A 21107-nucleotide genomic window follows, 5' to 3' on the forward strand; every position below is an offset into this window, starting at 1 on the left:
CCGATGCTAAACCGCCTTCCATGAAGGCGGTTTTTTTTTGCCTGTTTTTCGTTAAGCGCGTGCCGTCAGGGGGTGATCACATACGCACAACGGCGTGCACCCTGCAAAATATGCTCGGTGCGTTCGACGCTGGCGCAAAGCACGTTGCTGAATACGTCACGTTCGGCCCGGCAGAATCCCTGACAGGTCGCGGCCGCGGCACAAATCGGACAGTGGTTTTCGACAAACAGATAACTGCCGTCATCCTGCAGCGTCCAGTCTGCCATATACCCTTCACGGGTGCGGATCTCCGTCAGCCTTTGCAGTCTTTCCTCCAGTGAATTCGCCCCGTTCATCGCCAGCTGGTAATTATCCTGCGTCAGGTTTTCCCGCGAGGTGATCAACTGATCCAGCGCAGAATCACCCAAAGAAGTGCGGATAAGCTGTAACAGTTGTACAGTCAGATCGGCGTGTGCATCGGGGAAATGTGCATGTCCCTGTGCGGTAAGTTGCCAGAACTGTGCCGGACGTCCGACGCCCTGCGAGACAGATTTGGCTTCCACCAGACCTTCTTTCGCCAGTTTGACAAACTGCTGCCTCGCCGCTTCGCCGCTGGTGCCTAACAGATGACCGGCGTCGCTGGCCTGTAATTTCCCGCGGGTTTTGAGCAACGTCAGGATGCGTTCAGCCACGCTGTGCCTGACCAGATTGTTATTTTCCAAGTCACTGCTTGACATATTACCTCGCCGGGTTCTAGATTACGTAAAACATATTCCAAGTAATTTCTTGTTTTAATCATACCATAACCACAACATGCTTCAATGCGTGGACAGCACAAACCAAAGGGATGCAGAGAAATGTCGGAAAGTCAGAGCGGATGGTCGGATTTATTCAGCGCGGAAAACCGGGGCAGTGCCATTACCCTGAGCGCCGGAGTCGCGCTTTACGCCACCAACAGTTACATCGTGATCACGATTTTACCGTCCGTCGTGCAGGATATCGGCGGGCTGGCGTGGTATGCGTGGAATACCACGCTGTATGTGGTGTGTTCGATCCTCGGCTCTGCGCTATCTGCCCGGCTGATGCGCACCGCCGGGCCACGCGGCAGCTATCTCACCGCCACCGCGATTTTTATCGCCGGAGCGGCCATTTGTACGGTGGCGCCGAGCATGCCGGTGCTGCTGCTGGGACGGGCGTTACAGGGGCTCGGAGGCGGATTCCTGTTCGCGCTTTCCTACGCGATGATCAATCTCCTGTTTAAGGAATCCCTCTGGCCGCGCGCGATGGCGCTGATTTCCGCGATGTGGGGGATTGCCACGCTGGTGGGCCCGGCGATTGGCGGGATTTTTGCGGAGCTGCACGCCTGGCGCTGGGCGTTTGGTTTGCTGCTGCCGCTGACATCGTTGTTCGGTTTCTGGGTCTGGCGGCTTTTACCAAGATCTCAGCGGGTGAAACAACCGCAAGAACCGCTGCCGCTGATGCAACTGGCGCTGCTGACGGGCGCGGTGCTGGTGGTGTCTGCCGGCAGTTTGTCCACGCACGGCCTGGTGAATCTTCTCGGATTCGGGGTTGCGGTCCTGATGATGCTGATTCTGCGTCACCGGGAATTTACCGCCGATGTCCGGTTGTTACCGCGTGATGCGCTGCGTACTTCATCGCCGCTGTACGGTTTATATCTGGTGATGACGTTACTGATTATCGGTCTTGGCTGTGAACTCTTCGTGCCTTATTTGCTGCAACATCTGCACGGCCAGACGCCGCTGGCCGCCGGGTACATTACTGCCGCCGCCGCCGCGGGCTGGACGCTCAGTGAAGTGGCCAGCTCAGGCTGGACGGGGCGTCGCGCCGATAACGCCATTATCTCGGGGCCGCTGATTCTGGCCGCCGGTTTGCTGTTATTGCTGTTCACGGTGCCGGTGGCTTTCGGGATGCCGTGGCTGAACATCAGCGGTGTGGTGCTTGGCCTGACGCTGGCCGGATTCGGGATCGGTCTGGGCTGGCCGCATCTGCTGACCCGCGTGCTGCAACAGGCTCCTGAAGAGGATCGCGAAAAAGCCGGTGCATCGATAACCGTGGTGCAGTCGTTCGCCGCCGCGCTGGGTGCCGCACTGGCGGGCACCGTGGCGAACTTTGCCGGAGTGAATCAGGGCGATGCGGGTGCGTCCAGCGCCGCGTTCTGGATGTTCCTGCTGTTCGCTGTTCCCGCTTTGCTGGCCGTGTGGATTGCCTGGCGTTCGGTGAAGGCGCGGCAGGTGCAGAGTGCCACGCAGACGCAACTTGACCGCGATTTATCACAGGGGTAATTGCCGGAAGACGGGCCTTGCGTTACTCTTGCGCGTCATTTTTAAGGGTTGAACTGCAATGCGCGTATTACTGGCTCCGATGGAAGGTGTACTTGATCCCCTGGTTCGTGAACTTCTCACCGAAGTGAACGACTACGATTTGTGCATCACTGAGTTTGTGCGTGTGGTCGATCAACTGCTGCCCGCCAAAGTCTTCCATCGTCTGTGCCCCGAATTACATCACGACAGCCGCACGCCTTCCGGTACACGGGTTCGCGTGCAGCTGCTCGGCCAATATCCTGAATGGCTGGCAGAAAATGCCGCGCGCGCCGTCGAACTTGGGTCATACGGCGTCGATCTCAACTGCGGTTGTCCGTCGAAAATGGTCAACGGCAGCGGCGGCGGGGCGACCTTGCTCAAAGATCCGGAGCTGATTTATCAGGGCGCGAAAGCCATGCGCGCAGCGGTTCCCGCGCACCTGCCGGTCACCGTGAAAGTGCGGCTGGGTTGGGATTCTCTGGACCGCAGCTTCGAAATCGCCGATGCGGTGCAACAGGCGGGCGCGACCGAACTGGCCGTGCACGGGCGCACCAAAGAAGACGGCTATAAAGCGGAGCGTATCAACTGGCAGGCGATCGGCGAAATTCGTCAGCGTCTGAGTATTCCTGTTATCGCTAACGGCGAAATCTGGGATTACGCCAGCGCTCAGGCCTGTATGCAAACCACTGGTTGCGATGCGGTGATGCTGGGGCGCGGCGCGCTGAATCTTCCCAACCTCAGCCGGATGGTGAAATACAACGAACCGCGTATGCCGTGGCCGGATGTGATGACGCTGTTGCAAAAATATACCCGTCTTGAAAAGCAGGGCGATACCGGGTTGTATCACGTGGCGCGCATCAAACAGTGGCTGGGATATTTGCGAAAAGAGTACGACGAAGCCTCGGAGTTATTTACTGAAGTGCGCGTGCTGAAGACGTCGAAGGACATTGCCGAACGCATTAACCGGTAGTGTCACTCCATGACTTCTCCGCGCGGCAACGCTTAAACAGGGAGAAGTATCATGGAAAACAACGATATCGGTTTGAGTCACATTGCTTTTGCAGTGAAAGATCTTGATGCCAGCATCAGGTTCTACCAACAGTTTGCCGACATGAAAGTCATCCACCGGCGCGGCGAGCGGGGCACGGATGCCAGACCCGTGGCATGGCTCAGCGACATGACCCGCCATTTTGCCATCGTGCTGGCCGAAGACCCTGAAAACACCGACACACGACTCGGCCCGTTCGGTCACCTCGGCGTCGCCTGTGCTTCCAGAGAAGCGATGGATGCCAGACTGGCCGAGGCACGCGCTGCGGGCGTTCTGCGTCAGGAGCCAACGGATTCCGGTGCACCGGTCGGCTACTGGGCATTTCTCGATGACCCCGATGGCAATACGCTTGAACTCTCTTACGGGCAGGAAATCGGTTATCTGATTGAATCTAAACCGACCTTGTAATGACCTCTCCAGGTTAATCATTGAAATAAACGAACAGGATAGCGAATTACGCAGCCGGATTAACAGGCTGCGTAATTCGTTCAGTGATGAATATCCAATGCATTGTTTATAAATATAATCAATATATTAATTTTGCGCAGTGACTTTTTTAAAGGCGAAATTATTTATCATATCCAAGGGTTATTATTTATAAACTCGAATGGTATTCTTTTCTGGTGAATCAAGGTTTTAAATTCAGATGGTGAATTTAAATAGATCATCTATATATAAATATTGAGTTATTAAGCATGCGACAGACGAAGGACTGATAATAAAAAAGGAGTGACTTGTGAAAAGACCATTAAAAATATCCCCGCTAAAAATTATTAAAACGCATGAGCAGCCGCAGTATCTGAAAATGTTATCTCATGGCGTCTGCTATGTTCATGGATCCCACAGCGGGAGCTTCGCCGGCCTGGTGCGCTTCCGGGCTTTGCTGAGCATGGAAGAGATCGATGGCACCGGCTGGTTTGCCCACCATTCACTGACGTCAGGAGAAAGAGGCTATTCTGTCGAGAATATTTATAAGAACCAGCCCATTTCTAAAGGCGTGAGTATGAACTACTTGCAGAATTACTTGGAAAGCGCAGGTAATTATTCATCAATGGGGTTAACCGGTCAGAATTTCCCTGTGTTGTATGGGTTAAATCAGACGGTGGCTGTTCATCCTACGTTTATTGACCATCCTGTCAGTCAGGGGGGAATTAACATTGATTTTATTGCGGCGATATACGTACCCGAAGTGAATGTCATTGACGCAAAAAACCAGCTGACGAATATCCCGCGCCTGCAAAAATTGGTCTATCCCCTTCTGTAACTGATTTTCCCTTCCGCACCGTTCAGCCCGTACGTCTGTGACTTCTGTGGCGAGTGTTCACTTACTCGCCAATCCACGGTTTGCGGGGAGGGGTGACAGACTTTGTGACAAATAGATTTGCAAATTGCGAGTGCTAAGACTATTCGCCTAACTTATAATTCGGCGGCTGTTTCGACATGATTTTATGACAACTTTCTTAAATACAGAGCAATGCATGTGAAAATCCGTCTTCTGGTTCTGAGCTTATTCGCCTTAAATACAGGCATGTTGTCTGCCCCAGCCGCGCTCGCTGCAAAGCATGAGCAGGCCGTCGCCCCGATGGTTCAAATTGCTTCAGGCAGTGCCATGGTGGTTGATCTTAAAAGTCACGAAGTGATTTACTCGCGAAATCCGGATGAGGTGAGGCCGATTGCCTCCCTGACCAAACTGATGACCGCCATGGTGACGCTGGATGCGAAACTTCCGCTCGACGAAGTCATCAATATTGATATCAGCAATACCCCTGAAATGCGCGGCGTCTTCTCCCGCGTGAAACTCAACAGTGAAATTACCCGCCGTCAGATGATTCAGCTGGCGCTGATGTCTTCAGAAAACCGCGCGGCCGCCAGTCTCGCGGCGCACTATCCGGGCGGTTACAGCGCCTTTATTAAAGCAATGAATGCCAAAGCCAAATCACTGGGCATGACGCATACCCGTTACGCCGAACCGACCGGTTTATCGCCGCGCAACGTCTCCACCGCGCGCGATCTGACCCGTTTGTTGCTGGCTTCGCAACGTTATCCGCTGATTGGCGAACTGAGCACGACCTCTGAAAAAACAGCCGTGTTCAGCCATCCTTCTTATGCGCTGCCTTTCCGGAATACTAACCATCTGATCATGAACCCGTCCTGGAGCATTCAGCTGACCAAGACAGGTTATACCGATGACGCCGGGCACTGTCTGGCGATGCGCACCACCATCAATGGCAAACCGGTGACACTGGTGGTAATGGATGCCTTCGGGAAATTTACCGCCTTCGCCGATGCCAACCGTCTGCGCACCTGGATGGAAACCGGTAAAACGGTGCCTGTTCCGCAGATTGCGAAAAACTACCGTAAACAGAAAGATCAGCAGAAGTCGCAGCCGAGCGTGGAAGAGGCTCAGGACTGATTTTTGCGTCAGCCTGCTGCCACGCATAAGCGCGTTGATGAGCAGAAATCAGATGAAAAAAGTCCGGCGCAATGGCCGGACTTTTTCTTTTGTGCGCAGAAACGTTCAGACGTGCCGATCAGAAGATCAGTTTAAATACCCCTGTCAGGGTCAGTAAGCCGACGATAAAGATAATGGCGATAATCCACAGAATAATTTTCATATTTTTTCCTTAATCTACTCTTAGTCTTCACCGGCCTGATGTGCTAAGCCAATGATATTTCACCTTGAGTATAGCCACTCTTTCGATTTTCGCCTTTTTGTTGCCTGTTACTGAGACACGGTGGCCCGCAGGCCACAAACCGGTGCGGTGAGCGGCGTCCCGATCTGTGTCAGTTCTGCCGCACCGGTCATCGAAGCCTGAGCCAGCGCCACGCAGTCGGCGCCTTGCCGGTAAGCGGTGTCGGCGGCAGCGGCAATCGTTTGCAGATAGCCCGCCAGATTTCCCTGCTTAAATTTCTCCCATGCTCCCGGTACCAGCCGGACCTCCAGCACCGCCAGCGGATGCCTTTCTGCCTGTTCAAACAGCCGCCGGGTGGTGTCCAGGGTGGTTTCCACCGCGCAAAGCACCACCACGTTTCCCGGCGTTTTCATCGCCTGCTCCGCCAGCGCCTGATCCACGCGAAAAACCGGTGCCGGGCTGCTTTCGTTTGCCAGCGTTGCCGCAGCCCCGAGCGTTGAGCAGGTCAGCAGCACACGGTCTGCATTAGTGGCAAGGCTGCGCAGGAGTTGTGCAGTTTGATGTTGCAAATCCGCCGTCATCCCGCCGGTGTTTTCCGCCGCAGCCAGTAAATCTGGCCGGGAGAGATGAGTTATTTCATGATGATCAAGCCCAAGCTGGCGGGCAGCGTTATCGAAAACGGCAATATTACTGTCGGCGGTGTGTAAGCAGGTGATGCGCATAGCGGCCTCCTTGAGAGATTCAGCCTTTACGTTAACGGTTTGTGGGGGGAATGGGGAGTAGCTGGCGCCGGTTAAAACGCGTTACCGGGTGTTATGGCTGCCCATAATAATCATAACGCATTGATAAAAATACATTATTTTATTCAGCACTCCGTCTTTCCCTCGGGCATAAACGGGGTCAACAGTAACTTCCGACGGGATGGAGATGCAGGGCGGATATGCTGCGAAGTCGGTTATAGCGGTTAAGTTTGTTTTCGTGTAACTCACCACCGTTACCGCCACGCGTAACACACTAATTTATCTGGAGTTATTGCTTTGCTCAATGCAACGACCTCAAACATAGATACATTAAAATCGGTGTGTTAAACGAGCAATAAATTGATTTGAGGTGGTTATTTATACAGTGCACACTGGTTGCAGATTAAGGATATCTGAACAGGGAAACGCATGTGAGGGATAACCAACTATGTATCAGCTCAGCACAATGGATATATCGCCCGTCAACCCGACGCTCTATTTCCCAGGCGCACCAACCTGGCCGGTAGCACCCAAGGAGAAATCGCTGATGGAAAAGCTTTTGCAAAATCAGATCAACAGTATTGAAAAGCAGGGAATTAAAACCGGTGAGGAACTTGCCGGACTGAATTTGCGTGTGGGGAAGGTGGAACAGCAGCTCAGTCAACTGACCGACGTGGTCACGGATACCCACCTCCGTGTCGGCAAGCTGGAACACCAGATGGTCACGCTCACTGAAACCGTGACAGATATGGGTGTGCGTCTCGGGAGAACCGAGCAGAGCGTCGCCCGCATCGACGGACACCTGCTGAGGATTGACGATCATCTGGTCCGGATTGATAACCAGTTTGAACAAGTGAATAAGCAATTTGAAAAGGTGGATAAGCAGTTTGAGCGTGTAGATGATCGTTTTGACAAAATCGATCAACGGTTTGAAAAGGTAGACGAACGCTTTGTGAAAATTGAAGCTTCCCTGAGTGGGATGCAGGGCATGTTTTATGATCTCATGATTCAACAGACCCGATGGATTATCAGCATGATGCTGGTGCTGGTTGGCTTGACCTTTAGCGCGGCACGCTTTATTCATTAATGGCGACCCGAGGCGGCCAATGATCCTTTATGCAGAATTGGCCGCCTCTGCAAAATCAACAATAACGGCTATAATTTAGACAGGTCGCCACCTTCCTTGTGCCTCAGTGTAACGGGCATTCCCGAAGGTTTATCACCGCACGCCGCTGGCGGCTTTCGGCGTACAAGGGGGTGTTTCATGGTAAATCATGTCTGGGGACTGTTGTCCCATCCAGGTCCCGAACTGCAACAAATCCAGCGTGAACGGGAAACCGTTTCACATGTGTATTCTCATCATGTTCTTCTGATGGCGCTTATTCCGGTTGTCTGTTCCTTTATCGGAACCACGCAGCTTGGCTGGAATTTCGGTGACGGGCAGAAACTGCTGGTTTCCATGTTCACTGCGTCCTACATCGCCGTTATTTTTTATGTTCTGATGCTCGGTGCTGTCGCCCTGATGGGGCGAATTATTTACTGGATGGCGCGTCGCTATGACAGTCGTCCGACACTCAACAACTGCATCGTGTTTGCCGGTTACGTTGCCACACCGATGTTCCTCAGCGGGATCGTCGCGTTATATCCAATGGTCTGGCTGTGCCTGTTCGTCGGTATTATTGGTTTGTGCTACAGCGGATATCTGCTGTATCTCGGTATTCCTAACTTCCTGAATATCGACCGCCGCGAAGGCTTCCTGTTCTCCAGTTCAACTCTGGCAATGGGTGTTCTGGTTCTTGAGCTGCTGCTCGCGCTGACGGTGATAATGTGGGGTTACGGAACTCAGCTATTTTGATCTGCACTGCTCCCTCTCACTGCGAAGGGGAGGGAGCAACAAACTAACCCCGCATAATCCAGGTACCCGGATTTGTTATTCCTGCCAGTTTTTCAACTTACTGGTTTTTCCTATTCCCGGATTGAAGCTGTTGGTGGGATCGGCCTGTTGGTAGAAGGCTTTCAGGTGCGGTTTCGCCATATACAGATGCCCGACGTTATGCTCGGCCGGGTACTCCGCGCCTTTGGCGTCGAGAAGCTCAAGCATCCTGTGTTTCAGCGCCTTGCTGTTCGCGCCTTTTTTGACGATGTAATCCTGATGGAAAACGTGGCACATGAAATGGCCGTAATACAGTTTTGCCACCAGCTGGTTATCGATATCCTCCGGCAGGGTTTCAAACCATTCACGGTCATTGCGTCGCAGCGCGATGTCCAGTGCCAGAATGTCCTCCACCTCTTTTTCATGCACTGCGTGATAACGCACCGCGGCACCCGCTGCGGCGAAGCGATGCAGGAAAGCTTTTTTACCTTCATCGGCAGAACAAATAAAGAAATCGCCCTGACCGTCACTGAAGAATCGGGTGAGGAAGTTTCTGGCCTCATCAATGCCCTGACCTGACATTTTCAGCAGCAGATGATGTTCAAAACGATCGCGGTATTGTTTCATCCGTGGAGGCAGATGATTGGGCAGGGCTTTGCTCAGGCATTGCATGACGCGGTCGCTGAAGTTTTTCGGCAGAAAAGGCACTTTGCTGGCGTGGGCATCGAATTTACCTTTGGCGGTAAACATATCCGGCATTTTATCGGTGCCAAGTTTGTCGATCATCATGAAGGTGTCTTTGCCATAGACTTCGGTGATATCGAAAATGTCACGATGCATGTATTCGCCCGCAACAGGCAGATGAGTGAAGTCTCGCAGGATTTGACGGCGCAGTTCAGTGAGGACGGCGGTGTCATTGGTGCCGATGTAAAACACCTGCTGCTGGGTTTCTGCCGGGAAAGTGTCGAGGCGTACCGCAAATACCGCCAGCTTTCCGGCGCAACCTGAGGCCTCAAACAACCGGCGCTGGTCGGCGTTAAAGCGTGACGGCGTATCAGCATCCACTTCACGAACGCGTGAGGCGTATTCGTTATCGGACGCCAGCCGCTTATCGTGCAGGATATCGGTTTCAAGATATTCCGCTTTTTCCAGACGCGTCAGGATCTCCTCGGGTGTATCACCGAGGTTGATGCCCAGATGATTAATCAGCTTCAGCTCTCCCTGTTCATCTATCTGTGCGTAGAGTGCCATTTCGGTATAGGCCGGGCCGCGTTTGACCAGCGAGCCGCCGGAGTTATTGCAGATCCCGCCGACAACGGAGGCACCAATGCAGGATGATCCGATCACCGAGTGAGGTTCCCGGTTGTATGGCTTGAGCATTTTCTCCAGCTTATACAGTGTGCTGCCGGGAAAGCCTATCACCTGATGGCCGCCGTCGAGCAACTGGATCTTATCCAGCTTCAGCGTACTGAAAATCACTATGTCGCGGTCGTAATCGTCCCCGCTGGGCGTCGAGCCTTCGGTCAGGCCGGTATTGGCAGCCTGCATGATGACGATTTTATCGGCCGCGATGCACACTTTCAGCAGTTGCCACTGTTGCAGCAATGTCTGCGGGAATACGACCGCCAGCGCTTTGCCTCCGCCGGAGCGAAACCCTTTACGGTAGCGCTCGGTGTTGCTGTCACCGGTCAGAACATGGCGGATGCCGGCAATCTCTTTCAATGCGGCGATGAGTGTCTGATTATCCATTTCATCTTCCTTTTTTGACGTGATGCGCATTTGGCACCCCTACAATCATAGACTTATTCCCGCACCTTTTTGTCATGCGCTGTCCATTAAATCGTCATTGATGTGTCATAAAACTCGCGCTTAATGAACGCCAGATAATGAAAGCAACCGAGAGACAGCATCATGGCGCAAGCACAACTTAAGCTGGCACAGGCTGAATATCCTCAGGCCGGGACACAGCATCTGAACAAAGTACTCGACGTCAAAGGTCTGGTGAAATCCTACAAATCCGGCCAGCGGGTTCTTGATGACATTAATTTTGATCTGCACGCCGGTGAGTTTGTCGCGGTGATTGGCCGCTCCGGTGCAGGGAAATCTACGCTGCTGCACGTGCTCAATGGCACCATTCCGTTAACCGACGGCAGCGTGGTGTGTCATTACGAAAATGGTGAACAGCAGGAGCTTGCCGGGCTGACCGGCAAAGCGTTGCGCCGCTGGCGTTCCGGTTGTGGCATGATCTTTCAGGATTTTTGCCTGGTACCGCGTCTGGATGTACTGACTAACGTGTTGCTCGGGCGTCTGAGCCATACCTCAACGTTCAAATCATTCTTTAACCAGTTTAACGACGAAGACCGCGCCCGGGCGATTTCCCTGCTGGAATGGCTGCACATGTTGCCGCATGCGTTACAACGCGCCGAAAATCTTTCCGGCGGGCAGATGCAGCGGGTGGCGATATGTCGCGCACTGATGCAAAACCCCAAAATTTTGCTGGCCGATGAACCCGTTGCTTCTCTCGATCCAAAAAATACCCTGCGCATCATGAATGCACTGAAAAAAGTCAGCGAAGAAAATATCGCAGTGATGGTGAATTTGCATTCGGTCGAACTGGTGAAAGATTATTGCACCCGTGTTATTGGCATTGCGAAAGGGCAAATTATATTTGATGGTCATCCTGATCAGTTAACTGACGGGATCCTGCATCAGTTATACGGTGAGGAACATGAAGCCGTAGCGGTTTAATTATAAGACTCAATTTTGGCACGCTTTATTTCTACTTTCTCTCAATCTACACAAGGTTACCATTACATGAAGAAGTTATTACGTCTGGCAGTCTTTGTTGCAGGTTCCTTTACCGCAATGCACAGCATGGCAGAAGATGCGCCTAAAGAACTGAACTTAGGTATTTTGGGCGGGCAGAATGCGACTCAGCAAATCGGGGATAATCAGTGCGTCAAAGATTTCTTCGATAAAGAATTAAATGTGGATACTAAACTGCGTAATTCCTCCGATTACTCAGGTGTTATTCAGGGTTTATTAGGCAAGAAAGTCGACATGGTATTAAGTATGTCTCCGTCGTCTTTCGCGTCGGTTTATATTAATAACCCGAAAGCAGTGGATCTGGTGGGTATTGTGATCGACGATACTGACAAATCCCGCGGCTATCACTCGGTTGTTGTGGTCAAGGCCGACAGCCCGTACCAGAAAATTTCTGATCTGAAAGGTAAATCCTTTGGCTTTGCTGATCCGGATTCCACCTCCGGTTACCTGATCCCGAATCAGGCGTTCAAGAAAGAGTTTGGCGGCACAACGGATAATAAATACAACAACTTCTTCTCCAGCGTTACCTTCTCCGGCGGCCATGAGCAGGACATTCTTGGCGTGCTGAACGGCCAGTTCGAAGGCGCGGTGACCTGGGCTTCAATGATTGGCGACCGTGAAACCGGTTATACCTCAGGGGCATTCAACCGAATGATCCGTATGGACCATCCGGACCTGATGAAGAAAATCCGTATCATCTGGGAATCTCCGCTGATCCCTAACGGCCCGATTTTAGTGCGCAGCGATTTGCCACCGGCATTTAAAGCCAAACTGGTTTCTGCCATCAAGAAACTGGATAAAGAAGACCACGCCTGCTTCGTGAAAGCCGTCGGCGGTAAACAACACATCGGTGAAACGTCGCTGGCGGAATATCAGCAGATTATCGATATGAAGCGCGAGCTGACTAAAGGCGGTCGTTAATCCGTAGTTTCCTCCTCCTTTTCAGGGGGAGGAATTATTATTATCTGTAAACCGGAAATATTATTTTGAATAAAGATTTCAATCGTTATTATCAGCAGGTGCGCGGGAAACAAAAGCGTGAAGCGCTGATCTGGTCAGGATTGATGCTGGTTTTATATCTTTGGTCAGGCAATGTTTCCGAACTAAATCTGAAAACCATTATTGTTTCCGCGCCGAGTTTTTTTGATTATATCGGTGAAACGGTGCCGGTATTGCACTGGCCGTTGTTATTTGCTGATGGCCATACTGAAGGATCTTTTGCTTACTGGGGCTACCGGCTTAATATTCAGTTGCCGCTGATCTGGGAAACTATTCAGCTGGCACTTTCGTCGACGATTTTATCCACCGCGCTGGCCATTATTCTGGCATTTCTTGCCGCCAATAATACCGATTCGCCAAAATGGATAAAATTCAGTATCCGCACATTTGTCGCTTTCTTACGCACCATGCCGGAACTGGCCTGGGCGGTGATGTGCGTCATGGCCTTTGGCGTGGGGGCTATCCCCGGTTTTATCGCGCTGACATTACATACCGTTGGCAGCCTGACCAAATTGTTTTACGAATCCATTGAAACCGCCTCGGATAAACCGGTGCGTGGCCTGCGTGCCTGCGGCGCAGGGCGACTGCAGCGCATGCGTTTCGCCATGTGGCCGCAGGTGAAACCGATTTTCCTGTCTTACAGTTTTATGCGCCTTGAGATCAACTTCCGTCAGTCCACCATTCTCGGGCTGGTCGGTGCCGGTGGCATCGGGCAGGAGCTGATGACCTCAATCAAACTCGACCGTTATGATCAGGTCAGCATGACCTTACTGCTGATTATCTTGGTGGTATCGATAATGGATTATCTCTCAGGAAAACTGCGCAAACGCGTTGTGGAGGGCACTTTCTGATGTTAACCGATGCGCTTGAACCTCATGTTGTCAGCAGCCTGAAACAACAGCACGGACATTTGTTTGCTGCGCAGCGCCGCTATCTGCGCTACCTCGCGATACTGGCCGTGGTGATTACGCTGTATTACGTCTACTTTTTCAGTTACTTCGGCATTCCGTGGAGCGAAGTGGTGCGCGGCAGCCGTGAAGTCGGGCGCTATTTCCTGCGCATGTTCGTCTGGCACAACGTCTCCGAATGGCCGTTTATGTACTATTTTTCGCAAATTGGCATCACGCTGGCGATAGTCTTTGCCGGCACGATCACCGCCTCTTTCCTGGCATTGCCGTTGTCATTTCTGGCTGCGCGAAACGTGATGAACACTCCCTTGCTCAGACCTGTTTCGCTGATCGTTCGCCGGCTTCTTGACGTGCTGCGCGGGCTGGATATGGCGATCTGGGGGCTGATTTTCGTTCGCGCCGTTGGCATGGGGCCGCTGGCAGGCGTGCTGGCGATAGTGATGCAGGATTTAGGGTTACTGGGCAAATTATTCGCCGAAGGGCATGAAGCCGTGGAACGTTCGCCAAGCCGTGGCCTGCGGGCGCTGGGCGCTTCACCGCTTCAAACCCACCGCTTTGGTATCTTTACCCAGTCGTTCCCGACCTTCCTTGCACTGTCGCTGTATCAGATTGAATCCAACACCCGTTCTGCCGCGGTGCTCGGCTTTGTCGGGGCAGGGGGGATTGGCCTGGTGTATGCGGAAAATATGCGGCTGTGGAACTGGGATGTGGTGATGTTTATCACGCTTATTCTGGTGGCTATCGTCATGATAATGGACAAGATTTCCGCGATGCTTCGGGCGAAATATATTCAGGGTGAAGAGATAGCGCTGTTTGAGCCTGAAGTGCGGAGATCGAAAACGCCGGTCGAGCTTTACCGGCCATAAAACGCGTAATAAAAAAGGCGGCGTCCCTGTTGGATGCCGCCTTTTTCGTTTCAACCGCGTCAGTTTTTACTCGTCAAAAAACCAGTAACCCTGATTCACCAGATCGGTGAGTACAGCGATAAACTCCGGATCCTGTACCGCGTTCCCCAGCTCATTTTTACTGATGCAGGTGTAACGGCACAACGCATCGGCCGCCTTCACGTTATCGGTTTCCAGCGCTTCGCTGTTCACGAAGAAACGCCCGCCCACATTCAGCACGCGCAGGCCGCTGAGACGGGTCAGGCTGTCGCCCTGCGTCAGGGCATCGACAATTTCGTGAGCTTCAAACGGCGGTTCAGCGGGAGCGATGTCCAGTTCATGGCGTGGCGTGGTGGCGAAGCGTCCGAACCACTGTTTAAAGGATTCCGGCTCATTGATAAGCTCGTGCATCATATTGCGCACACGATCCAGTTCGTACTCTTCAACTTTGCCCACATGCTCGCGCAGTGTCAGATCCGGGTCGCTGTAGTGGTTGCCACCCAGATCGTTTTCCAGCGCATAATCCGCAAAGCTGCTGATGAAATCACGGGTGTTCGGGCCACGAAAACCGACGGAATAATTCAGCGCCGTTTCATGGGTGAAACCGTCATGCGGGAAGCCTGGCGGAATATACAGAATGTCGCCAGGTTCCAGATCTTCATCAATGATTGGCGTGAAATGATCGACGTGTAATAACGCCGGATGCGGGCAAAACTGGCGCATCGGCAAAGCATCCCCCACACGCCAGCGGCGGCTGCCCATGCCCTGAATGATAAATACGTCATATTGATCGATATGCGGGCCGACACCGCCGCCCGGCACGGAATAGGAGATCATCAGATCGTCGAGACGCCAGTCAGGCAGTACGCGGAAAGGACGAACCAGTTCGGCAGAAGGCGCGTGCCAGTGGTTAACCGCCTGCGCCAGCAACGACCAGCCGGTTTCACCCAAATTATCGAAATGTTCGAAAGGCCCGTTGCTCGCCTGCCATTGCCCGTTCTTATGGCTGACCAGGCGGCTGTCCACCTCAGGTTCCATCGCAAGGCCGGCTAACTCATCCGGAGTGATCGGATCGACAAAGTTTGTGAACGCTTTTTTGATAATAACAGGTTGTTTTTGCCAGTATTTTTCTAAAAACTCTGGCCAGTCGAGATTGAGTTCATACGCCATTTGATTCACCAGTGGGAAGACAAACAGCCCCGATTATAGAGAGGCTGTATGCAATACCGCTTTGTCGTGGGTCAAGGCTACCCGTCATAATTCAAACCGCAGGGGCGTTGGCGACATTCAGTCACCCGAATCACTGGCATAAGTCAGCTCATCGGGTTTCCTTCGCTTGCGGCCTTCCTGCCGCCTGAATTATTTTGGGTACAGAACTCTGGTTGAAATAGTTACGATTTCGCAGCCAGCACGACCAGTTTCTGGTTCACAAATTCTTTGATCCCCAGATCTGACAGCTCGCGACCAAAACCTGAGCGCTTAACCCCACCAAATGGCAGTTCAGCGGCGGTGTCTGTCGGTGAATTGACATATACCATGCCGGTTTCAATCTGGCTTGCCAGCTTACGGGCACGGTCCATGTCTTTGGTGAAGACCGAACCGCCGAGGCCGTAGTGCGAGTCATTGGCAAGTTTCACCAGTTCCTCATCATTTTTCACCACATACACCTGGGCGACCGGGCCAAAGAACTCTTCAAAATATGCCGGATTGTCGCGGGTAATGTGCGTCAGAATCGTTGGCTCAAAGAAGTTACCCGGATTGTCTGTCACCTTTTTACCGCCAAAGTGCAGTTTCGCCCCGTGTTTTACGGCGTCATCCACCTGCTTGCTCAGCGTTTTCACCGCATCGGCAGAGGACAACGGGCCCAGCGTGGTGGATTTATCCAGCGGATCGCCCATCTTCAGCGCTTTAAAGTGATCGGTGAATTTTTTCAGGAATTCATCGGCGACTTTTTCATGAATGATGAAACGTTTGGCCGCGGTACACACCTGACCTGCGTTGGAGATACGTGCCTGCGCACCGGCTTTAGCCGCTTTATCGATATCCGCATCGTCGAGCACGGCAAACACGTCGTTCCCGCCGAGCTCCAGCGTGGATTTTTTCAGCTTACCGGCAGCACGGGCTGCAACCACGGCACCGGCTTTTTCCGAACCGGTCAGCGCCACACCCTGAACGCGGTCATCGTCAATGATTGACGCGACCTGATCCTGCGAAATAAACAGGTTGGTATAAGCACCTTTTGGCGCACCGGCTTCGGTCACCAGCTTTTCAAAGGTTTCCGCACAGTGCGGCACAATGCTGGCGTGTTTCACAATCACGCAGTTACCGGAAGCCAGATTCGGTGCCAGAACTCGCATCAGCTGGTAGAACGGGAAGTTCCACGGTTCGACGGCCATGATCACGCCGATAGGATGGTGCTCTACCCAGGCTTCACCCAGGTCTGACTTATAAGGCACAGGTTTGAGGAATTCTTCCGCTTTTTCGGCATAGAATTTCGCAATATCTGCGCAAATTTGCACTTCGCCACGGCTTTGCTCAATAAGCTTGCCCATCTCGACGCTGACAATTTTGGCCAGTTCATCGACGCGCGACGACATGATTTCCGACAGTTTATGCAGGACTTTCACACGTTGCTGGATATCGCCCTGTGCCCAGTCGGATTTGTACAACGCATGCGCGGTGGCCAGCGTTTCCTCGACCTGCTTATCGTTGTGCGTCTGGTATTCTTTGATGAGTTTGTTGTTGAACGGATTTATCGTTTGATATGGCATGTGGTGCTCCTTGTTTTGTGGCGCGCCGCTTTAAAAATCAGCCGCGCGTTGGAATTGAGGTGCGTACGCCTTTCTGCGTTATGTTTCCGCTGTCTCATTCGAACAATAAGCATAGTCGATAAAACGTGAAGTCTGTCGCACAGACACCTCCGGCAACACAGTCTTTTCACCGTATTTTGGCTGTCTGCTTACAGGCCACAGCCCGCGAGGGCTGCGGGCTGTCTCTGAGATTAATCGTCTTTACGTAACTTTTCTTCCAAAGCCGGTTTTTTCCCCAGTGGTTTTGTTTTAGCAAGCGATTGATAAATGAAGCGCTCACTTTTATGCTGGCTTTCCTTGTTTTCCGACACTGAGAAATTCATGAAGCTTGATGCGATTCCGTTTTGCACCACCGACTGGCGCGAGGTCACGCCGACTCAGCATCCGGGCGATGTGGGGATGGCGCTGTGGCGCACCCAGAAATTTGGCGATATACGCGTTCGCATCGTGGAATATTCCGCCGGTTATGAAGCGGATCACTGGTGCAGCAAGGGCCACGTTCTGTTTTGTCTGGAAGGTGAATTACACACGCGCCTGGAGGATGGCCGCACGTTTACGCTTTCTCCGGGGATGAGTTATCAGGTGGCGGACAATGCCGAGGCGCATCGTTCATCGACGCCGGTTGGCGCGAAATTATTTGTGGTTGACTAGTTTTAAGCCAAAACGTTAACAGAAAAATTCGCTGCCAGCCCTCACGCTGGCAGCAAGGAGCAGCAGGTGAGTAAATTACGGGTAGGCATCATTTTTGGTGGTAAATCGGCAGAACATGAAGTGTCATTGCAGTCGGCGAAAAACATAGTCGATGCCATTGATAAACAACGTTTTGATGTGACGTTATTGGGTATTGATAAGAAAGGCGAATGGCATATTAATGATGCCAGCAACTACCTGATCAACGCTGAAAACCCCTCGCTGATTGCCCTTAACCGCTCGAATAATCAGGTCGCGCTGATCCCCGGTCAGACCGAAAATCAGTTAATCGAAACCCACAGCGCCAGTGCGTTGTCGCAGGTGGATGTGATCTTCCCGATTGTCCACGGCACGCTGGGGGAAGACGGCTCTTTGCAGGGTTTACTGCGCATGGCGAATATCGCGTTTGTCGGCTCCGGCGTTTTAGGGTCGGCGGTCAGCATGGACAAAGACGTGACCAAACGTTTGCTGCGCGATGCCGGGCTTTCCGTCGCGCCATTCGTTTGTCTGACCCGCGCGAATCGTCAGAAAAACACCTTTGCCATTGTTTCGCAGCAACTCGGTTTGCCGTTATTTATCAAACCGGCGAATCAGGGTTCATCGGTCGGTGTGAGTAAAATCAGCGATGAGGCCGGTTACCTTCGTGCTCTGGATGACGCGTTCAGCTTCGACCATAAAGTATTGGTGGAGTCGGCAATCAAAGGTCGCGAAATTGAATGCGCGGTATTAGGCAACGATCACCCGCAGGCCAGCGTGTGCGGCGAAGTGATCCTGCATGACGACTTCTACTCTTACGATACCAAATATATCAATGAGTCCGGCGCATCCATCGCTGTGCCCGCGGATTTACCACCGGAAACACACGACCGCATTCGTGCAATCGCATTACAGGCATTTCAGGTACTGGAATGTCGCGGCATGGCGCGGGTCGATGTCTTCCTGACAGAGCAGGGTGGTGTGGTGATAAACGAGATCAATACCTTGCCGGGCTTCACCAATATCAGCATGTACCCGAAACTCTGGGCAGCCAGTGGTTTAGGTTACACTGACCTGATCACCCGCCTGATCGAACTGGCGCTGGAGCAACATCAGCAGGACAACCAGCTGAAAAGCTCGGCTAACTGACCGGCGGGTTTTACGGGAGTACGAAAAAGGCAGGGAGAGATCTCTGCCTTTTGTGTTTTATGATGCTCATTATTCAACCACCAATTTCACCTGTTTTCCGGCCAGACTCAGCATCAGAATCAGGGCATCCAGCGTAAATTTATCAGTTTTTTTGTTCACCACGTCGGACACACGCGGGCGGGAAACCTGGAGCACTTTAGCGGCATCGCTCTGACGTAGATTTTGCATCGTTATCCAGCTGCCAATCTCAGTCATCAGTTGTTCTTTCAGCGCAATGGTCTGCGCAATTTTAGCTTGCGAATCCGCATGTAAACGTTGCGCTTCTTCTTCGCTGAAGCCTAAATCAGCAAAAACGTTGCCGTCCGCCGGGGTGATATGGCGTGAAGCGATATCAATCTTTTCTTTCATTTTCTCTCCTTTGACGTTCCCGGACTATCTCAGCGTATCGTGTTTTTATGATGGCAATATCCGTCAGGCTGGTTTGCTGAGTCTTTTTGGCAAAACAGTGAAGGATGTAAATGGCATCTTCAAATTTTGCGATATAAACAACCCGAAATGCACCGGCAAAGGTATCAAGTTTGATTTCAACCACACCTGATCCCCAGTCATTGATGGACTTCCATTGTGTCGGTGGTAGCCCATGTTGGATCTGTTCAAGTTCATAACCCGCCCGTTTTTTTACGTCGGTAGGGAAATCGCGTAAATCTTTGAGTGAACTTCCTCGCCAGTCGATATTTTTAATCACCGCCACTTTCCTTGTGTATAAAATTTTATACCTAAACATCCCTCACGCCAACACCTTTATATGACGGCAGGGGCGGTAAGGGAGAAAGCGGAGATGTTTTTTGCGCGATGCGCCGTAACAAATGGGGTTATGCCGATCTAAAAATGAAAAAAGGCAGGGAGAGATCTCTGCCTTTTGTGTTTTGTGATGCTAATTACGCCCGGTAGCGCCAGAGCAGAAGGGCGACACCGGCCAGACTGGTGAGTGAAACGCTATAAAGCGCTGTCGCGGCACCGGCATTTTCTGCCAGATATCCGGCAATGCCGGTAGCGATAGCGGCAATGAACACCTGTCCGCGCCAGGCGAGGGCGCTGGCCCGCGCAACATCAGCGTCCTGAAAATGTCTCAGTACGCCGAACGTCCCCAATGCAAACACCACGTTCGAGGCCAGATGTGCAATGAAGATGAGCGCCAGTGCGGCAAGCGGCCATAAGGCAAAGTGCGGTAACAGAAAATATCCGCCCAGAAACAGCGTCAGACATAACAAAAGCCGCAAATTGCTGGCGCCGTAATGCCGCAGTTTATCTGCATTGAGCAGCAGCGGGCCGCAAAGTTGCCCCAGACTGCGCGCAAACAACAACGGCAGCGCCAGACTGGCCGTATCCTGCGGTTTCATTTGTTGCGCCAGAGCCGGTAACAATGCCATCGCCGGAGAACCCACCGCCGCGAGTGCCGGTAGCAGCAAGACGCTTCTTTTTTGCAAAGGCGTAAACGTTTTCCAGTGTAATGGCGGTTTCGCATCCGTTTCTGGCGGGGCAGCAGTGGGGGAACACGTTTTGAAGAGGGCTAATGATCCGGCCAGCAGAGCCGCAGAGGTTGCAAAACTCAGCGCATCCAGGGCCAGCAGGCTAAGCGGTGAAAACAGATCAAACAGTAAAATGCCCAATCCTGTGCCAAGCAACACCTGCGCCGAAAAAATCAGTGTTTCAAGCGCCGTAGCCGCCGGCAGTTCTTCGGTACTAAGTCCGCGTTTGAACAACAGCGTCAGCGCCGGATAACTCATGCCGCTAAATAAAGCCTCCGCAGACTGAACGGCCAGCAGTGCCGGGATATTATGCGTGAGCACACCATACAGTGGCATTATCAGGGCCAGCATACCGAGTAATTCACACAGGATCAGAATGCGCAGCGGTGACATTTTCCGGCAAAGTCTTTCACCCCAGACACTGCCGAAAAAACCGGGCAGCGTTGCGAGCATATACGCGAGTGTCAGTGTTGCGGGCGAAGCCTGCCAGCGCAGCAGCTGACCAAAAACCACCACCTGCGTCAGACCATTTCCGAGCGAGGATAAAATAAAGGCACAACCCAGCAGACGCAGCCAGCGGTGGCTGCGTAATGCGCGTATCAGCGCATGCAATAACGAATTCATGAATGAGATTCTCATCTGAAATAACAGAAACCCCCGTATTGCCTGGAGGCAACAGGGATATAAAAACTGTCAGCGATGAGAATTCGTTACATTGGAATGAAGAACCTGAATGGAAACG

Annotated in this window: 21 protein-coding genes; 13 read left to right on the top strand and 8 right to left on the bottom strand. The window is 52.4% G+C overall.

Features of this window, described 5'->3' with window-relative positions; genetic code table 11:
- Positions 1-65: 65 nt before the first annotated feature.
- Entirely contained in the window at positions 66-716 is a 651-nt protein-coding gene (locus tag ACQZQY_RS11775; RefSeq protein WP_431297124.1) for a helix-turn-helix transcriptional regulator, read from the bottom strand.
- A 120-nt stretch (positions 717-836) separates the two neighbouring features.
- Between ACQZQY_RS11775 and ACQZQY_RS11780 the strand changes: the two genes are divergently transcribed.
- The 5 genes from ACQZQY_RS11780 to pbpG all read left to right on the top strand — a co-directional run bounded on the left by ACQZQY_RS11780 (position 837) and on the right by pbpG (position 5761).
- Positions 837-2282, top strand: coding sequence for an MFS transporter (locus tag ACQZQY_RS11780; protein WP_431297125.1), 1446 nt, complete (start codon positions 837-839; stop codon positions 2280-2282).
- Between the two features lie 58 nt (positions 2283-2340).
- A complete protein-coding gene (gene dusC / locus ACQZQY_RS11785; protein WP_122095829.1) occupies positions 2341-3270 on the top strand; it encodes a tRNA dihydrouridine(16) synthase DusC in 930 nt (309 codons plus the stop codon).
- A gap of 51 nt (positions 3271-3321) precedes the next feature.
- Entirely contained in the window at positions 3322-3756 is a 435-nt protein-coding gene (locus tag ACQZQY_RS11790; protein WP_056778265.1) for a VOC family protein, read from the top strand.
- A gap of 328 nt (positions 3757-4084) precedes the next feature.
- The gene (locus ACQZQY_RS11795; RefSeq protein WP_056778267.1) at positions 4085-4612 is read left to right on the top strand and encodes a hypothetical protein; all 528 of its coding nucleotides are present in this window, start codon (positions 4085-4087) and stop codon (positions 4610-4612) included.
- A gap of 210 nt (positions 4613-4822) precedes the next feature.
- Entirely contained in the window at positions 4823-5761 is a 939-nt protein-coding gene (pbpG, locus tag ACQZQY_RS11800; RefSeq protein ID WP_056778269.1) for a D-alanyl-D-alanine endopeptidase, read from the top strand.
- Between the two features lie 309 nt (positions 5762-6070).
- On the opposite strand, the gene ACQZQY_RS11805 is transcribed toward pbpG, so the two are convergent.
- Positions 6071-6703 (bottom strand): aspartate/glutamate racemase family protein, encoded by a 633-nt coding sequence (locus ACQZQY_RS11805; protein WP_431297126.1) that lies wholly within the window; start codon positions 6701-6703, stop codon positions 6071-6073.
- Between the two features lie 466 nt (positions 6704-7169).
- Here ACQZQY_RS11805 and ACQZQY_RS11810 point away from each other — a divergent pair, with 466 nt between their 5' ends.
- Both ACQZQY_RS11810 and ACQZQY_RS11815 read left to right on the top strand, forming a co-directional pair.
- Positions 7170-7808, top strand: a complete 639-nt coding sequence (locus ACQZQY_RS11810) for a hypothetical protein (RefSeq protein ID WP_431297127.1) — start codon at positions 7170-7172, stop codon at positions 7806-7808.
- 177 nt (positions 7809-7985) lie between these two features.
- Entirely contained in the window at positions 7986-8576 is a 591-nt protein-coding gene (locus tag ACQZQY_RS11815) for a Yip1 family protein (protein ID WP_056778278.1), read from the top strand.
- Positions 8577-8651: 75 nt separating this feature from the next.
- Here the strand turns inward: ACQZQY_RS11815 and dld are convergent, their stop codons facing one another.
- Positions 8652-10343 (bottom strand): D-lactate dehydrogenase, encoded by a 1692-nt coding sequence (dld, locus tag ACQZQY_RS11820; RefSeq protein WP_122096110.1) that lies wholly within the window; start codon positions 10341-10343, stop codon positions 8652-8654.
- Between the two features lie 162 nt (positions 10344-10505).
- Between dld and phnC the strand changes: the two genes are divergently transcribed.
- From phnC to phnE (ACQZQY_RS11840), 4 genes are all read left to right on the top strand, one after another.
- A complete protein-coding gene (gene phnC, locus ACQZQY_RS11825; RefSeq protein ID WP_183846262.1) occupies positions 10506-11342 on the top strand; it encodes a phosphonate ABC transporter ATP-binding protein in 837 nt (278 codons plus the stop codon).
- A 117-nt stretch (positions 11343-11459) separates the two neighbouring features.
- A complete protein-coding gene (phnD, locus tag ACQZQY_RS11830) occupies positions 11460-12341 on the top strand; it encodes a phosphonate ABC transporter substrate-binding protein (protein WP_431297185.1) in 882 nt (293 codons plus the stop codon).
- 65 nt (positions 12342-12406) lie between these two features.
- Positions 12407-13270, top strand: coding sequence for a phosphonate ABC transporter, permease protein PhnE (gene phnE / locus ACQZQY_RS11835; protein WP_056778289.1), 864 nt, complete (start codon positions 12407-12409; stop codon positions 13268-13270).
- Positions 13270-14193, top strand: coding sequence for a phosphonate ABC transporter, permease protein PhnE (phnE, locus tag ACQZQY_RS11840; RefSeq protein ID WP_122095821.1), 924 nt, complete (start codon positions 13270-13272; stop codon positions 14191-14193). The genes phnE (ACQZQY_RS11835) and phnE (ACQZQY_RS11840) overlap by 1 nt, the downstream gene beginning before the upstream one ends.
- Positions 14194-14259: 66 nt before the next feature.
- On the opposite strand, the gene ACQZQY_RS11845 is transcribed toward phnE (ACQZQY_RS11840), so the two are convergent.
- Both ACQZQY_RS11845 and ACQZQY_RS11850 read right to left on the bottom strand, forming a co-directional pair.
- A complete protein-coding gene (locus tag ACQZQY_RS11845; protein WP_431297128.1) occupies positions 14260-15381 on the bottom strand; it encodes a JmjC domain-containing protein in 1122 nt (373 codons plus the stop codon).
- Positions 15382-15602: 221 nt separating this feature from the next.
- A complete protein-coding gene (locus ACQZQY_RS11850) occupies positions 15603-16982 on the bottom strand; it encodes an NAD-dependent succinate-semialdehyde dehydrogenase (RefSeq protein ID WP_431297129.1) in 1380 nt (459 codons plus the stop codon).
- Positions 16983-17342: 360 nt separating this feature from the next.
- Here ACQZQY_RS11850 and ACQZQY_RS11855 point away from each other — a divergent pair, with 360 nt between their 5' ends.
- A complete protein-coding gene (locus tag ACQZQY_RS11855) occupies positions 17343-17672 on the top strand; it encodes a DHCW motif cupin fold protein (RefSeq protein WP_056778304.1) in 330 nt (109 codons plus the stop codon).
- A 66-nt stretch (positions 17673-17738) separates the two neighbouring features.
- Complete coding sequence (gene ddlA, locus ACQZQY_RS11860; RefSeq protein ID WP_431297130.1) at positions 17739-18836, top strand: D-alanine--D-alanine ligase; 1098 nt, start codon at positions 17739-17741, stop codon at positions 18834-18836.
- A 69-nt stretch (positions 18837-18905) separates the two neighbouring features.
- Here ddlA and ACQZQY_RS11865 read toward each other — a convergent pair whose 3' ends face one another.
- From ACQZQY_RS11865 to ACQZQY_RS11875, 3 genes are all read right to left on the bottom strand, one after another.
- Complete coding sequence (locus ACQZQY_RS11865) at positions 18906-19244, bottom strand: helix-turn-helix domain-containing protein (RefSeq protein ID WP_056778310.1); 339 nt, start codon at positions 19242-19244, stop codon at positions 18906-18908.
- Positions 19228-19581, bottom strand: coding sequence for a type II toxin-antitoxin system RelE/ParE family toxin (locus tag ACQZQY_RS11870; protein WP_431297131.1), 354 nt, complete (start codon positions 19579-19581; stop codon positions 19228-19230). Before ACQZQY_RS11870 ends, ACQZQY_RS11865 begins: the two co-directional genes overlap by 17 nt.
- Positions 19582-19774: 193 nt before the next feature.
- Positions 19775-20989: an MFS transporter gene (locus ACQZQY_RS11875; RefSeq protein WP_431297132.1), complete on the bottom strand. Its 1215-nt coding sequence runs from the start codon at positions 20987-20989 to the stop codon at positions 19775-19777.
- Positions 20990-21107: the final 118 nt, after the last annotated feature.

It is taken from the genome of Rahnella sp. PAMC25559, assembly GCF_050632365.1.
Taxonomy (GTDB): Bacteria; Pseudomonadota; Gammaproteobacteria; order Enterobacterales; family Enterobacteriaceae; genus Rahnella; species Rahnella rivi.